This is a genomic window from Streptomyces sp. NPDC012827 (assembly GCF_042900905.1).
Classification (GTDB): domain Bacteria; phylum Actinomycetota; class Actinomycetes; order Streptomycetales; family Streptomycetaceae; genus Streptomyces; species Streptomyces gulbargensis.
Map to the genome: position 1 here is coordinate 64,172 of NZ_JBIBBY010000003.1, position 14,848 is coordinate 79,019.

Below are 14,848 nucleotides of genomic sequence, written 5' to 3' on the forward strand. Positions count from 1 at the left end.
GGCAGCGGGGTCACGGCGTGGGGTCGTGCGCGTCGTAGCGGCGGAAACCACGCCCGTACGCGGCGAGGGCACCGATCGCGAGGACGCAGGCGATCCCTCCGCCCGTGATCGCGACGGCCGGGGAGGTGAGGTCGGCCACCGAGCCCGCGAGGAAGTCCCCGAGCCGGGGTCCGCCCACGACGACCACGATGAAGACGCCCTGGAGCCGGCCGCGCATCTCGTCCGGCGCGGCCACCTGCATCATCGTGCTGCGGAAGACCATCGAGGCGGTGTCGGCGTACCCGGCGAGCGCCAGCAGGAGCAGTCCCAGCCACAGTTCGCGGGTCAGCCCGAAGACGGCGATGGCGGTGCCCCAGCCCGCGACGGCGAGGAGGATCGCCTGCCCGTGGTGGCGTATGCGGCTCTGCCAGCCGGAGAGCACGCCGCCGAGCAGCGCCCCGAAGGCGGGCGCGGCGACGAGGAGCCCGGTGGTGCGGGCGTCGCCCCCGTACCAGAGGACCGCGACGGCCGGGAACAGGGCGCGGGGATGGGCGAGGATCATGGCGCAGAAGTCCGAGAGGAACGTCATGCGCAGGTTGGGGCGGGTGGCGAGGAAGCGCAGACCGTCGAGGACGGAGGCCCGCCGCGTGCCGGTGCGGTCCGGGAGCATGGACGGCAGCCGCCACATCGCGTACAGGCTCGCGGAGAAGGCGAGGGCGTCGATCAGGTAGGCGGTCCGGTAGCCGGCGAGGCCGACGATGAGACCACCGAGGCTCGGCCCGACGAGCGTGCCGAACGTCGTGATCATCGAGTTGAGGGCGTTGGCGGCGCGCAGCTGCTCGGGGGGCAGGAGGCGGGGGATCATCGCGGTGCGCGCGGGCGAGTTGAGCGCGGCGCACACGGCCTGCAGGGCGACGATGCCGTACAGGAACCCCACGTGATGGAAGCCGGCGAACGCGGCGGCGGCGAGGGCGGCCGAGAGCACGGCGGAGCCGGAGGCGCTGGCGAGGCCCAGTTTGCGGCGGTCGACGGTGTCGGCGATGGCGCCGCCGTAGAGACCGAAGGCGACCAGAGGCACGAGTGAGAACAGGCCGACGAGCCCGACGGAGAACGTCGAGCCGGTGAGGTCGTACACCTGGAGGGAGATCGCGAGGGTCGTCATGCCCTGGCCGACCCAGGAGACGGTGCTCCCGAACCAGAGCCGGCGGTAGTGGGCGGAGGTCCGCAGCGGGGTGAGGTCGGCGAAGACCCTGCGCCGGCCCTCCTCTCGGGTGGCGGTCATGCGACGTCGTACCGCAGCTCGGGCCGGTCCCAGTGGATCCGCCCGCTCGCCCGGACGGTCCCGGTGCGGCGGGCCCCGGTGCGGAGGTAGAACTCCTCGGCCGGCGGGTGGGCCACCACCCTCACGGACGCGAGCCCGGCGGCCCGCGCCTGCTCGGCCATGTGCGCCATCAGCAGGCGGCCGATGCCGAGGCCCTGGGCACTGTCGGCGACGAAGGCGAGATCGAGTTCGGCCTCGTCGACGAGCAGCGCGTAGAAACCGAGGACGCGGCCGTCGGAGCCGTCGACGGCGACGAAGACCGGGTGGTGCTCGATGTACGCCGCGCCGACCTGGTAGCCGTCGACCATGGCGGCGTAGTCGCCCCGATAGGCGCCCGAACCGCGGACGAGCCGCGTGAGCCGCTTGGAGTCGTCGGCGGTGGCACGCCGGAGGGTGATGTCGGGCATGAGGTGAGTATAGGGGCGTGAAGCCTTGTCGATCCTTACGTTTTGGCCCGCCGGAGGGGAGGACGGGGGCCGCCGTGCGGGCGAGGGGGGCCGGGGGCGGGTACGCCCCGGGCGGGAGCCGGAGGCGGCCGTACGGCTTCGCCCGGCGTCCCGCACCGGAGGCAACCGCACGGCCGGGCCCCGCCCGCCGCCCTGGGCCGGAGGCAGCCGTACGGTCAGGACCCGGCCGGGGCCGGCAGGTCGAGGCGGGCCGGGAGGGCGGTGCCCCGGGTGGAGGCGGTGGTGAAGGCGGGCTCGCCCAGGGCGGCGCGGGCCGCCGCCTCCGCGCGGTCGACGTCCGTGCGTTCCGCCGGCGCGAGCGGCGCTCCCGTCGACGCGCGCAGTGCCGCCGCCGCGCCGAGCAGGAGCGCCGCGCCCCGGGGGCGGCCCACCGGGACGAGCACGGAGGCCAGCCCCTCCAGGGCGAGGGCGACCGCCCGCGGGTCCCCGGAGGCGAGCGCCGTCGCGTATCCCTCGGTCTGGAGCGCGAGGGCTTCCGCCAGATCGCCGCGGGCGAGCGCCGAGAAGCCCAGTTCGGCCAGGATCAGCCCGTTGGCGTGGTCGAGGCCGACCGACCGGTGCCAGTCGAGGACCTCCCGCATGTGCCCCTCGGCCTCCGCGGTCCTCCCTTCGCGCCGGGCACCGAGCCCGAGCCCGAGGACCGCGTTGATCTCGGCCGCGCGGAAGCCGACCTCGGCGGCCCGCTCCCGTGCCGCCTCGTGGTAGGCCCGCGCCTCGGCGAAGTCGCCCCGCAGCAGGGCCGTGCGTCCGAGCCCGGCCAGCAGGTCGGGCACCTCGGTGGTGAGCCCGAAGCTCTCGGCCGCCGCCAGGCCCGCCCGCTTGAGCCGGTCGGCCCGCTCGTACGCGCCGCGGACCTCGGCGACCGTCGCCAGCGGGTACACCGTCCAGAGCCGGCAGCAGGCGTCCCCGAGCTCCTCGAACAGCGCGTCGGCGCGCGCCGCGTCGGCCTCCGCGCCCGCCAGGTCGCCCCGGAGGAGGAGCTGGACGGAGCGGTCGGCGAGTGCCGCCGCCTCGCCCCACCGGTCGCCCGCCGCGCGGAAGCCGTCGAGCGCACGGCCGGTGAGACCGGCGCCCTCGACCTGGCCGCCGGTGCCGCAGAGGGCGTGGGAGAGGAACCAGCGCGCCCAGGGGCGGCCCTCCTCGTCGTCGGTGGCGTCGTGCGCGGCGAGGGCCTCGGCGATGCGGCGGGCGCGGTCGGTGCCGTCGCCGCCCATGACGGCGAGCCCGGTGCGCCAGATCTCCACGCGCGCCCGCAGACGGGCGAGTCCGGGTGCGTCGGCGCCGGGCGCGCGGAGCGCGGCGGTCGCGGACCGCAGCCCCTCGCCGAGCCGCCCGCGCAGCACCCAGTACCAGGCGAGCGCGTCCACGAGCCGCAGCGCCGCCCCCGCCTGCGGGGTGGCGTCCGGCCGGGCGGTCGCGGCCAACGACGCGCCGGGGGCGGGCAGGGCCCCCGCCGGTCCCGTACCGCCTGCGTCAGGGACACCCGCCGCGGGGCCGTCGTCGTCCAGGTCGAGGGCGCGGTCGAGCGCGGCCCTGAGGTTGGGGGTCTCCGCGTCCAGGCGGGCGAGCCAGCGGCGCTGGGCGGGGCCGCGCAGGGCCGAACGGGCCGACTCGGCCAGGCGCGTGTAGTGGGCCAGGTGGCGGGCGCGGACCGGCTCCCACTCGCCCGCGTCGCGCAGCCGCTCCAGGCAGTACGCGGCCACGGATTCGAGGAGCCGGTAACGGGGCCCGTCCTGGCCGTCGACGGTGACCACGAGCGAGCGGTCGACGAGGCGCGCGAGGAGCCCGAGGACGGCCTCCGGGGCCACGCCGTCGCCCGCGCAGACCTCCTCGGCGGCGGTCAGGGTGCAGCCCTCGGCGTGGACGGCGAGGCGGCGCAGGACGGTCCGCTCCGGGTCGCCGAGCAGCTCCCAGCTCCAGTCGATGACGGCCCGGAGGGTCTGTTGCCGGACGGGGGCGCCGCGCAGGCCCGCGTCGAGCAGGCGGAACCGGTCGTCGAGCCGTTCGAGGAGCCCGTGCACCCCGAGGGCGCGGACGCGGGTCGCGGCCAGTTCCAGGGCGAGCGGGATGCCGTCGAGGCGGCGGCACACGGCCCGTACGGCCTCCAGCGCCTCGTCGTCGAGGGTGAGGCCGGGCGCCGAGGCCGTGGCCCGGGCGACGAAGAGTTCGGCCGCGCCCTCCGGGTCGAGGGGCTCGACCGCCCACAGGGTCTCGCCGGCGAGGGCCAGCGGTTCCTGGCTGGTCGTGAGGACGGTGAGGCCGGGGGCGGTGCGCAGGAGCTGTTCGGCGAGGGAGGCGGCCTCGTCGACGACGTGCTCGCAGTTGTCCAGGACGAGCAGGACGCGACGGCCGTGCAGCACCTCGGCGAGCCGTTCGGCGGTGGTGGGCGGGCGCCCCTCGCCCCGGAGCGGCCCCCAGGCTCCGCCGTCGCGGAGTTCGAGCGCGGCGGCGACCACCTCGGCGAGCGCGCCGCCCGCACCGGCGAACTCGACCAGCCACACCCCGTCCGGGAAGTCCTCGCGCAGCCGCGCGGCCGCCTCCACGGCGAGCCGGGTTTTGCCGACGCCGCCGGGCCCGGTGAGCGTGACGAGCCGCCGCTCCCGCAGCAGCGCCCGTACCTCCTCCACGGCCTTCTCGCGCCCCACGATCCCGGTCAGGGGTACGGGGAGGTTGCCCCGAGGCCCCGGCCCGCGCGCCTCGGCCGGCCGGGCGGGTGACGGAAGGGGCGGCCGAACGAGCGGGACGGATGACGGCGCGGCCGACGGCGGGACCGGCCCGGACGCCGGGGCGGGGCCGGACACCCGCACCGGCGCGGAGAGTTCCGGGTCCTGGCGGAGCATCGCCGTGTGCAGGGCGGCGAGTTCGGGGCTCGGGTCGAGGCCGAGCTCCCCGGCGAGGAGGGCTCGCAGTTCCTCGTACCCGGCGAGCGCGTCGCTCTGGCGTCCGGCCCGGTACAGCGCCCGGAGGTGGACGGCCCTGAGCCGTTCCCGCAGCGGATGAAGGGTGACGAGTTCCGTCAACTCCGCCACGGCGGCGTCCACTTCGCCCAGCGTCAGGCGCGCCTCGGCGAGCAACTCGCGGGCGGCGAGCCGCTCCTCCTCCCAGCGGTCCGCCGCGGCCCGCGCGAAGGGCCGGTCCGCGAAGTCCGCGAACGCCGGGCCCCGCCACAGTCCGAGCGCCTCGGTGAGGAGGCGGACCCGCTCGCGCGGATCGGCGGCGGCCCGGGCGCGGGCGGTCAGTTCCGCGAACAGGTGGGTGTCCAGGGCCCCTTGGGGTACGGCGAGGAGGTATCCGGGGGCCCGGTTCACGACGAGTTCCCGGCCGCCGGGCTCCGCCTCCTCCAGGGCGCGGCGCAGCTGGGACACCTTGGCCTGGAGGGCCCGCGGGGGGTTGCCGGGCGGTTCGTCGCCCCACAGCGCGTCCACGAGCCGGTGGACGGCGGCAGGCCGGCCCGCGTCGGCCAGCAGGGCGGCGAGCAGGGTGCGCACCTTGCGCTCGGGGACCCGTACCGCCCGGCCGTCTTCGGTCCGCACGGCCGTCTCCCCCAGCACCCTGAATCGCATGGGCCCACCGTAACCCGGCCCGAACAGCCCCGGCCCGGACCCGAACGCGGCCCGAACCGGACCCGAACAGCCACCCCGCAGAGTCGTCCCTGTCAGCACGGAACGGCACCCAGGGAGTACGACGATGAGCAGCACGACCACGCACCGCACGGCCACGAACGACAAGGCGCTCGCCGGCAGGACCGCCCTCGTCACGGGAGCGAGCCGGGGCATCGGCCGGGCGATCGCCCTCCGGCTCGCCGCCGACGGCGCCCGGGTCGGCGTCCACTACGCGAGCAACGAGACGGCGGCGAAGGAGACGGTCGCCGCGATCGAGGCGGCGGGCGGCAGCGCCTTCGCCCTCCGGACCGAGCTGGGCGTCCCGGGCGACGCCGAGGCCCTGTGGCGGGCCTTCGACGTGCACGCGGACGGTGTGGACATCCTCGTCAACAACGCCGGCATCGCCGGTCCCGGCCTGATCCACGAGGTCGGGGAGGCGGACTACGACCGGGTCTTCGCGGTCAACGCCAAGGCGCCGTTCTTCATCATCCAGAAGGGCCTGGAGCGGCTGCGGGACGGCGGCAGGATCGTCAACATCTCCTCCGGCGTCACCAAGGTCGCCTTCCCCGGCATGACCTCGTACGCCGCGTCGAAGGGCGCCGTCGAGGTCCTGACGCTCACGCTCGCGCAGACGCTCGGTTCCCGGGGGATCACGGTCAACGCGGTCTCGCCGGGCACGATCGAGACCGACATCCACCCGTGGATGGCCGATCCGGCGGCCAAGGCGCACGCGGCGGGCTTCTCCGTCTTCGACCGGGTGGGGCAGCCGGAGGACGTGGCCGACGTGGTCGGCTTCCTCGCCTCCGACGCGGCCCGCTGGGTGACCGGCCAGAACATCGACGCGAGCGGCGGCTCCGGCCTCGGCCTCTGACCCACGCCCTCCCCTCCCCCTTCCAAGGAGTCGACATGACGCCCGCCCGCCACACCCTGCTCGTCCTCGCCCACCCCCGTTCCGACTCGCTCACCGCCCAGGTCGCGGCCCGGGTGCGCGCCCGGCTCGACGAGGCCGGCCACACCGTCGACGTACTCGACCTGTACGCCGAGGGGTTCGACCCGGCCCTCCGGCCGGACGACGAGCCGGACTGGGAGGACCGCGAGAAGGTCTACTCCCCCGTCGTCCTGGACCACATGGACCGGATGCTCATGGCCGACGACATCGTGGTCGTCTTCCCTGTGTGGTGGTTCTCGGTCCCCGCCATCCTCAAGGGCTGGATCGACCGGGTGTGGAACTACGGCTTCGCCTACGGGCGCAGCCGTCCCCGCCTGGCGGGCAAGCGGCTCCTGTGGCTGGGCCTCATGGGCGGTACGGAGGAGGAGATCCGGCACATGGGCATGGAGACGCTGCTCGACACGACGCTGCGGGTCGGCCTCTCGGCTGTGTGCGGCATCCCGGACGCCACCGTCCACGTCCTCCACGGCACCGAGCTCTCGGCGGTCTCCTCCGGCCTCCGTCCGGCGCGGGTGGCGGCGGTGCTCGCGGAGGCGGAGCGCGCCCTGGCCGCGAAGCTGGCCGAGACACCGGGAGGGGTGCTCGCACGATGAGCACGACGACGCCTTCCGTCCCCGTGGACGCTCCGCCCCGGGCGGGGGCGCGCGAGTGGCTCGGCCTGGCGGTCCTCCTGCTGCCGGTCACGCTCATGACGGCCGACCTCGGCGTGCTGTGGCTCGCCACCCCGTACCTCTCGGCCGACCTGCGGCCCAGCGGCGCCCAGCTGCTCTGGATCACCGACATCTACGGCTTCCTGACGGCGGCCACGCTGGTGGTCATGGGGACGCTGGGGGACCGCTACGGACGGCGGCGGCTGCTGATGGCGGGCTCGGCCGGGTTCCTGCTCGCCTCGCTCCTGGCCGCGTACGCGCCGAACGCCGGGACGCTCATCGTCGCCCGCGCCCTGCTCGGGGTGGCCGGAGCGGCCGTCCTGCCGTCGACGCTCGCCCTCATCAGCCATATGTTCGCGGACGCCCGGCAGCGGGCGACGGCCATCGCCATGTGGGTGACGGCCCTCTCGGTGGGCCTGGCGATCGGTCCGGTGATCGGCGGGGTGCTGCTGGCCTCCTGGTGGTGGGGCTCGGTCTTCCTGATGGGTCTGCCGGTGATGCTGGTGGCGCTGGTCGCGGTTCCCGCACTGGTGCCGGAGTACCGAGATCCGCGACCGGGGCGGCTCGACCCGGCGAGCGTCGTCCTCTTCCTGCTCGCGGTGCTTCCGCTGGTGTACGGGGTGAAGTCGCTCGCGGCGCACGGCCCGACGGGGGAGGCGGCGGGCGCGTTCGTCCTCGGCGCGGCGTTCTCGGTCCTCTTCGTCCGGCGGCAGAACCGCCTGGAGGCCCCGCTGCTCGACCTGCGCCTCTTCCGGAGCAGGGCCTTCACTGGCGCGCTGCTGGCCCTGCTGCTCGGGATGGCGGCGCTCAACGGGGTGGAGTACCTGGTCCCGCAGTACCTCCAGGCGGTCGCCGGGCTGCCGCCGCTGGAGGCGGGGCTGTGGCTGCTGCCGGGGGCGGCGGGCCTGATCGCCGGCTCGCAGGTGACGCCGTGGGCGGCACGGCGCGTCCGGCCCGCGTACGTCCTCGCCGGCGGGCTGCTGGTGTCGCTCGTCGGGTACGCGGCGCTCGCCCTGGCCTCCGGGGTGGCCGTGGCCGCCCTGGGGCTCGCGGTGATCATGTTCGGCGTGGCGCCGATCAGCGTCCTGGGCACGGCGCTGGCGGTCGGCGCGGCCCCGCCGGAGAAGGCGGGCGCGGCGGCGGCGACCGGTCAGACCGCGTACGACCTGGGGCTCGCCCTCGGGATCGCGGTGACGGGCAGCGCGGCCGTCGCCGTCTACCGGGGCGCGGTTCCGGCGGATGCGCCGGCGGCGGCCCGCGAGAGCGTGGGCGCGGCGGCCTCGGTGGCGGGGGACGGGGAGCTGCTGGCGGCGGCCCGGGAGGCGTTCACGACGGCGCTGCAGGCGGCGTCCGCGCTGAGTGCGGCCTTCGCCCTGGTGACGGCGGCCCTGGTCCTGGTCCTGCTGCGCGGGGTGCCCCGCATCCGGTGAGGGGCGGGTCCCCGGGAGGGTCCTACCCGCACGTCCTGAGACCGTCCGGATCGACGCTGTCGAGCCGGGCGGCCAGGGCGTTCAGCCGGTCCCTGAGCTCGACGATCTCGGCGAGGTCGAGGCCGGTGGCGGCGGCGATCCGGCGGGGCACGCCGAGGGCCTTCCCGCGCAGTTCCGCCCCGGCGGGGGTGACCCGCGCGGTGACGGAGCGCTCGTCCTCGGTGCTGCGCCGCCGCTCCACGTATCCGGCCGCCTCCAGCCGCTTGAGCAGCGGCGACAGGGTGCCGGAGTCGAGCCGGAGCCGTTCCCCGAGGCCCTTGACGGGCAGCTCGCCGTGTTCCCAGAGGACCAGCATGACCAGGTACTGGGGGTAGGTGAGTCCGAGGTCCTTGAGCGCCTCGCGGTAGACGCCGTTGAAGGCGCGGGTGGCGGCGTGCAGCGAGAAGCAGATCTGGTGGTCGAGGCGGAGGAATTCTCCGTCCGGGACGGTGTCGAGCGTCTCCATGCCTTCCAGGATACGCGACCACCCATCACGCACGATTGAGTTGTGCACAACCGAATAGTGCGCTATCAATGAGGGAGCACTCCGGACGCACCGGTCACCCCGCCGAGAGGAACAGGAACCCCATGGACGCGATCTACACCGCCGTCGCCACCGCCAACGGCCGCGAGGGCCGCGCCGTCAGCTCCGACGGCCACATCGACCTCCCCCTCGCCCACCCGCAGGCGCTCGGCGGCAACGGGCAGGGCACGAACCCGGAGCAGCTCTTCGCGGCCGGTTACGCGGCCTGTTTCGCCAGCGCCATGGGCGTGGTCGCCCGCCAGGAGAAGATCGACATCTCGGACGCCTCCGTCACCGCCGAGGTCTCCATCGGCAAGGACCCGGCGGACGGCGGCTTCGGCCTGGCGGTCGTGATGCGGGCCGAGTTCCCCGACCACCTCCAGGGCGAGGCCGGCCGGACCCTCCTGGAGAAGACCCACGCCTTCTGCCCGTACTCCAAGGCCACGCGCGGCAACATCCGGGTCGAGCTCGTCGTGGAGTGACCAGGCTCCGCTTCCCCCGGGAGAACCCCCGGCGCACCGTGCGGTGCGCCGGGGGTTCTCGTCGTTCCGGTACGAGAACGGCACCAGGGATTCGCCGGCCGTACGGCGGGCAGTCATGGGACGGCCGCCGGGCGGTGGCGGCGGGGGGCTGTCCTTGGGTCGCCCCGCCACGGACCGCACCGCCGGAACGCACCCCCGGCGGCCCGCGCCATCCGCACGCGGACCGCACCCGCACCGACCGACGTACGCCCCGCTCCCCTACCCCTCCGGAGGACACCCCCCATGGCCGACCTCGACCGCCGCCGGTTCCTCAAACTCGCCGGCGGCGCCGCCGCGTTCAGCGCGCTGTCGCAGAGCATCGCGCGCGCCGCGTCCATACCGGCGCAGGGCGCCACCGGCACGCTCCAGGACGTCGAGCACATCGTCGTCCTCATGCAGGAGAACCGTTCCTTCGACCACTACTTCGGTGCCATGAAGGGCGTACGGGGCTTCGGTGACCCGCGCCCCGTGACGCTGCCGAGCGGGAAGTCGGTCTGGAACCAGTCGGACGGCCGCAAGGTGACCCTGCCGTTCCGGCCGCCGAGCGACGACCTCGGGATGGAGTTCCTGCAGGGCCTCAACCACGACTGGGCGGGCGGCCAGAAGGCCTTCAACAAGGGCCGGTACGACCAGTGGATCCCGGCCAAGACGCCCGCGACGATGGCGTACCTGACGCGCGAGGACATCCCCTTCCACTACGCGCTGGCCGACGCCTTCACCATCTGCGACGCGTACCACTGCTCGTTCATCGGCTCGACCGACCCGAACCGCTACTACATGTGGACCGGCCACACCGGCAACGACGGCACCGGCGGCGGCCCGGTCCTGAACAACGCCGAAGCGGGCTACGACTGGAAGACGTACCCCGAGCGCCTGGAGGCGGCCGGGATCTCGTGGAAGATCTACCAGGACATCGGCGACGGCCTGGACGCCGCCGGCCACTGGGGCTGGATCAACGACGCCTACCGGGGCAACTACGGGGACAACTCGCTCCTCTACTTCAACACCTACCGGAACGCCAAGCCCGGCAATCCCCTGTACGACAAGGCCCGCACCGGCACGAACGCCAAGGCCGGCGACGGCTTCTTCGACATCCTGCGCGCCGACGTCCAGGCCGGGCGGCTGCCCCAGGTCTCCTGGATCGCGGCCCCCGAGGCCTTCACCGAGCACTCCAACTGGCCGTCCAACTACGGCGCCTGGTACATCGCGCAGGTCCTCGACGCGCTGACCTCGAACCCGGACGTGTGGGCCCGTACGGCCCTGTTCCTCACGTACGACGAGAACGACGGCTTCTTCGACCACGTCGTCCCGCCCTACGTCCCCGCCTCCTCCGCACAGGGCCTCTCCACCACCCCGACGGCGCTGGACCACTTCCCCGGGAAGACCGGGTACGTCGCCGGGCCGTACGGTCTCGGCCCCCGGGTCCCGATGATCGTCGTCTCCCCCTGGTCGAAGGGCGGCTACAGCTGCTCCGAGACCTTCGACCACACCTCGATCATCCGCTTCATGGAACGCCGCTTCGGCGTCCAGGAGCCCCAGATCTCACCCTGGCGGCGCGCCGTCTGCGGCGACCTGACCTCCGCCTTCGACTTCACGCGTACGGACCCGGGGGCGGCCCCGCTCCCGCCGACCGACGGCTACTACCCGCCGGACCGCGACCGCCATCCCGACTTCCTCGCCACCGCGCCGGCCGTCGGCACGATGCCCCGCCAGGAACCGGGCGCCAAGCCCACCCGGCCGCTGCGGTACGCCCCGTACGTCGACGGCGCGGCGGACACGGCGGCGGGTACGTACCGGCTGACGTTCGGCGGCGGCCCCGCCGCGGGCGCCCAGTTCTACGTGACCTCGGCGAACCGCACGGACGCCCCCTGGACGTACACGACGGAGGCCGGGAAGTCGCTCACGGACACCTGGAACACCACGTACTCCAAGGGCCTCACGGACCTCACCGTCCACGGCCCCAACGGCTTCCTGCGCCGCTTCCGCAGCCCCGGCAAGACCGCCTGCCCCGAGGTCACCGCCCGCCACAACGCCACCACGGGCAACCTGGACCTCACCTTCACCAACCCCACCACGGCCGAGGCGCGCCTCACCGTCGCGAACGCCTACGCCGGCGCCCCGCAGACGGTCACCGTCCCGCGCGGCGCGACGGTCCGGCTGACGCTCGACCTGGCCGCGAGCCACCGCTGGTACGACGTCACCGTCACCTCCGCCACCACCGCGGACTTCCTGCGCCGCCTGGCCGGCCACGTGGAGACCGGCGCCCCGGGCCGCTCGGACCCGGGGCTGCTCACGTACTGACCTGTCCCTACTGCTGCACCGCCGTGCGCCCCGGCAGCGCCGGGGCGCCGGTGACGCCCATCACGAGGGAGTAGAGGGTGGTGTCGGCGGTGATGAACAGGCGGTTCCGCTTGGCGCCGCCGAAGCGGATGTTGGAGACGACGTCGGGGACGAGGAGGCGGCCGAGGAGCGTGCCGTCGGGGTCGTAGCAGTGGACGCCGCCGTCCATGGCGGCGGCCCAGAGCCGGCCGCCGTCGTCGAAGCGGATGTTGTCGAAGTTGCCCGTGGAGCACTCCGCGAAGACCCGGTCACCGGCCAGGGTGCCGTCGTCGCGGACGTCGAAGACCCTGATGTGGTTGGCCCGGCTGTCCGAGACGTACAGGCGGCTCTCGTCGAGCGAGAAGACGAGCCCGTTGGGGCCCCGGAAGCCGTCGGCGACGAGCCGCACCTCTCCGCTCGCGGGGTCCACGCGGTAGACGTTGCAGGCGCCGATCTCACTCTCGGCGCGGTGGCCCTCGTAGTCGGAGGTGATCCCGAAATCGGGGTCGGAGAACCAGATCGAGCCGTCCGACCTCACCACCGCGTCGTTGGGGCTGTTGAACCGCTTGCCCTGGAAGCGGTCCGCGATCACGGTGACCGAGCCGTCGTGCTCGGTGCGGGTGACCCGGCGGTTGCCCTGTTCGGAGGTGACGAGCCGGCCCTCGCGGTCGAGGGTGTTGCCGTTGGGGTGGCCGGCGGGGGAACGGAAGACACCGACCGTGCCCGTGGTCTCGTCCCAGCGGAGCAGCCGGTCGTTGGGGATGTCGCTCCACAGCAGGTACCGCCCGGCGGGCACGTACACCGGGCCCTCGGCCCAGCGGCAGCCCTCGTACAGCACCTCCAGGCGGGAGTCCCCCGCGTGGCACCGGCCCGTACGGAACCGGTCGTCGAGGATCTCGTACACCTGCGGCCGCTCGCCTGACATGCCGTCACTCCCTCGTGTGGTACCGAAGATTGCTCCGATGATCACAGCATAGGCAGAATGGAGTACGACAGATCAAGGAAAACACCGAAGGAGATCCGATGGACGACACCGATCGACACCTGCTGGCCCTCCTCCAGGAGGACGCCTCCACGCCGTACGCGGCGCTCGGCCGGGCCGTCGGCCTCTCGGCGGGCGCCACCCACGAACGGGTCCGCAAGCTGCGCGAACGCGGCGTCATCCGCCGCACCTCCGTCGATGTCGACCCGGCGGCGCTCGGACGCGGTGTGCTCGCCTTCGTCATGGTCGACTCGACGGCCTGGATGGGCGACTCGGGCGAGCGCTTCGCCGCCCTCCCCGAAGTCCTGGAGGCCCACGTCATCGCCGGCAGCGCCTCCGTCCTCCTGAAGGTCCGCACGGAGACGACGCAGCAGCTCCAGGACGTGCTGCGCCGCGTCTACGCCATCGACGGCGTGAACGGCACCCGTGCCACGGTGGTCCTGGAAACCTTCTTCGAACGCCCGGTCACGCCGTGAGTACGGCCACCCGCTTCCTGAGTACGCCCCCGGATACCGGACCTCCCCGCCCCCTGGTCGACTGACCCTCATGACCGCGCTCCCCACCCTCACCCTCACCGAGGACGCCGACCCCACCTGGTGGAAGGCCCCCCTGTTCGCGACCCTCCCCGGACTGCCGCTCATGGTCGGCCTGTTCGCCCTCTTCGCCACCGAGGGCGGCCTCACCCCCCTCCTCGTCCTGGCCCCCACCCTGCTCACCGCCTCCTGGCTCCTCCCCCACCACCGCCGCTACCGCCTCACCCGCACCACGACCGCCGCCCTCTCGCTCGCCCTGGCCCTCCTCCCCTTCGCCATGGGGCTCCTGATGGCGATGGCGACGGCTTCCGGGTGACGGGCTCCGAGCGGCAAGCGGACGACGGGTGCGTGTCCGCCGTGCCCCGGCGACGCACGGCGGGGCCACGTCCAAGCATCGAGATTCCACCTCGGCGCGGCCTCGGAGAACCGCGTACGGGTCCACCTGGCCGCGTACTGACCGGTGACGTGACGGGTGGGGTCGCCGTCGCATCCCGCGCACGGCCGTACCGAAGCCGACACGGCGGCACTTGCGAGAATCACGGCGCACAGGGAGACGGATCGGACAGGGGGCGAGGTTCTTTGACGCGCGACGAGTTCATGCGGGCACTGGCGGCGCTGCGGCAGGCGAACATAGGGGGGCGGCGGGCGCCGCACAAGCCGCTGCTCGTGCTGTGGCTGCTGGGGAGATATGTCGAGACGGGCAGCACGGCCGTCTCGTACGAGGAGGCGGAGGAGCCGGTGAGCCGGCTCATCAACGACTTCGGGCCGGCCGTGACCAGTCCCGCGCGGGCGCGGGAGCGGGCGGCGATGCCGTTCGTGCACCTGGAACGCGCGCTGTGGGAGCTGCGGGACGCGCGCGGCGACGCCATCGGACCGGATGCTCCGGAACGCGGCGGCCTGCTGCGCTCCCAAGGCGCCCATGGCCGGCTCCGGCCCCATGTGGAGCGGCTCCTGGCGGAGCCGGGGACGCTCATTACTGCCGTACGCCTCCTTCTTGAGCAGCACTTCACTCCGGCCTTGGAAGCGCCCATCTGCGACGCGGTAGGGCTGAATCTCATCTCGGGCGCCGGCGACGCGGCACCCGGCCCGGCGGAGCGGAAGAAGCGTCGGCGCCGCGCCGGGTTCGCCGAGGAGGTCCTGCACGCCTACGCCTTCGCCTGCGCCTTCTGCGGCTTCGACGGTGCGCTCGGCCGCAACCCCGTGGGGCTGGAGGCCGCGCACGTGCGCTGGCACAGCCAGGACGGGCCGGACGAGGTGAACAACGGTCTGGCCCTGTGCGCGCTGCACCACACCCTCTTCGACCTCGGCGTCCTCGGGCTCCTGCCCGACCTGCGCATCCAGGTCTCCGAGCTGTACGTCGCCCGCGGCCCGGCCGGCCAGGCCGTCGACGGCCTCCACGGCCAACCGATCGCCCGGCCCCGCCCCGGCCGCCCCACCGTCGACCCGCGGTTCGTCCTCTGGCACGGCCGCCAGGTCTTCAAGCGCCCGGGAACCCAGACGGTGGGCTGATGCCCCACCGGCACCGACCGTACA

Annotated in this window: 13 protein-coding genes; 8 read left to right on the plus strand and 5 right to left on the minus strand. The window is 74.2% G+C overall.

What is annotated here, in order from left to right; all coding sequences use genetic code 11:
- Window positions 1–10: 10 nt before the first annotated feature.
- The 3 genes from ACFY60_RS06850 to ACFY60_RS06860 form a co-directional block, all read right to left on the minus strand.
- Window positions 11–1,261 carry an MFS transporter gene (locus ACFY60_RS06850; RefSeq protein ID WP_388608418.1) on the minus strand — a complete coding sequence of 417 codons (1,251 nt, stop codon included), beginning with the start codon at window positions 1,259–1,261 and terminating at the stop codon, window positions 11–13.
- Window positions 1,258–1,707 (minus strand): GNAT family N-acetyltransferase, encoded by a 450-nt coding sequence (locus ACFY60_RS06855; protein WP_388608421.1) that lies wholly within the window; start codon window positions 1,705–1,707, stop codon window positions 1,258–1,260. The genes ACFY60_RS06850 and ACFY60_RS06855 overlap by 4 nt, the downstream gene beginning before the upstream one ends.
- Window positions 1,708–1,922: 215 nt before the next feature.
- Window positions 1,923–5,330 carry a BTAD domain-containing putative transcriptional regulator gene (locus ACFY60_RS06860; protein WP_388608423.1) on the minus strand — a complete coding sequence of 1,136 codons (3,408 nt, stop codon included), beginning with the start codon at window positions 5,328–5,330 and terminating at the stop codon, window positions 1,923–1,925.
- Between the two features lie 124 nt (window positions 5,331–5,454).
- Between ACFY60_RS06860 and ACFY60_RS06865 the strand changes: the two genes are divergently transcribed.
- The 3 genes from ACFY60_RS06865 to ACFY60_RS06875 are packed head-to-tail and all read left to right on the plus strand — an operon-like array spanning window position 5,455 to window position 8,398.
- Window positions 5,455–6,240 carry an SDR family oxidoreductase gene (locus tag ACFY60_RS06865; RefSeq protein ID WP_388608425.1) on the plus strand — a complete coding sequence of 262 codons (786 nt, stop codon included), beginning with the start codon at window positions 5,455–5,457 and terminating at the stop codon, window positions 6,238–6,240.
- A 35-nt stretch (window positions 6,241–6,275) separates the two neighbouring features.
- A complete protein-coding gene (locus ACFY60_RS06870; RefSeq protein WP_388608427.1) occupies window positions 6,276–6,911 on the plus strand; it encodes an NAD(P)H oxidoreductase in 636 nt (211 codons plus the stop codon).
- Window positions 6,908–8,398, plus strand: a complete 1,491-nt coding sequence (locus ACFY60_RS06875) for an MFS transporter (protein ID WP_388608429.1) — start codon at window positions 6,908–6,910, stop codon at window positions 8,396–8,398. Before ACFY60_RS06870 ends, ACFY60_RS06875 begins: the two co-directional genes overlap by 4 nt.
- 22 nt (window positions 8,399–8,420) lie before the next feature.
- Here ACFY60_RS06875 and ACFY60_RS06880 read toward each other — a convergent pair whose 3' ends face one another.
- Window positions 8,421–8,903: a MarR family winged helix-turn-helix transcriptional regulator gene (locus ACFY60_RS06880; protein ID WP_388608431.1), complete on the minus strand. Its 483-nt coding sequence runs from the start codon at window positions 8,901–8,903 to the stop codon at window positions 8,421–8,423.
- A 122-nt stretch (window positions 8,904–9,025) separates the two neighbouring features.
- On the opposite strand from ACFY60_RS06880, the gene ACFY60_RS06885 reads away from it, so the two are divergent.
- Both ACFY60_RS06885 and ACFY60_RS06890 read left to right on the plus strand, forming a co-directional pair.
- Window positions 9,026–9,442 carry an organic hydroperoxide resistance protein gene (locus ACFY60_RS06885; RefSeq protein WP_309054730.1) on the plus strand — a complete coding sequence of 139 codons (417 nt, stop codon included), beginning with the start codon at window positions 9,026–9,028 and terminating at the stop codon, window positions 9,440–9,442.
- 282 nt (window positions 9,443–9,724) lie between these two features.
- Entirely contained in the window at window positions 9,725–11,782 is a 2,058-nt protein-coding gene (locus tag ACFY60_RS06890; protein WP_388608433.1) for a phosphocholine-specific phospholipase C, read from the plus strand.
- Between the two features lie 7 nt (window positions 11,783–11,789).
- Here the strand turns inward: ACFY60_RS06890 and ACFY60_RS06895 are convergent, their stop codons facing one another.
- Window positions 11,790–12,725: an SMP-30/gluconolactonase/LRE family protein gene (locus ACFY60_RS06895; RefSeq protein WP_388608435.1), complete on the minus strand. Its 936-nt coding sequence runs from the start codon at window positions 12,723–12,725 to the stop codon at window positions 11,790–11,792.
- Between the two features lie 98 nt (window positions 12,726–12,823).
- On the opposite strand from ACFY60_RS06895, the gene ACFY60_RS06900 reads away from it, so the two are divergent.
- The 3 genes from ACFY60_RS06900 to ACFY60_RS06910 all read left to right on the plus strand — a co-directional run bounded on the left by ACFY60_RS06900 (window position 12,824) and on the right by ACFY60_RS06910 (window position 14,824).
- A complete protein-coding gene (locus ACFY60_RS06900) occupies window positions 12,824–13,258 on the plus strand; it encodes an Lrp/AsnC family transcriptional regulator (RefSeq protein ID WP_388608437.1) in 435 nt (144 codons plus the stop codon).
- A gap of 70 nt (window positions 13,259–13,328) precedes the next feature.
- A complete protein-coding gene (locus tag ACFY60_RS06905; RefSeq protein ID WP_388608440.1) occupies window positions 13,329–13,631 on the plus strand; it encodes a hypothetical protein in 303 nt (100 codons plus the stop codon).
- Window positions 13,632–13,894: 263 nt separating this feature from the next.
- Window positions 13,895–14,824 (plus strand): phosphorothioated DNA-binding restriction endonuclease, encoded by a 930-nt coding sequence (locus ACFY60_RS06910; protein ID WP_388608442.1) that lies wholly within the window; start codon window positions 13,895–13,897, stop codon window positions 14,822–14,824.
- Window positions 14,825–14,848 lie beyond the last annotated feature (24 nt).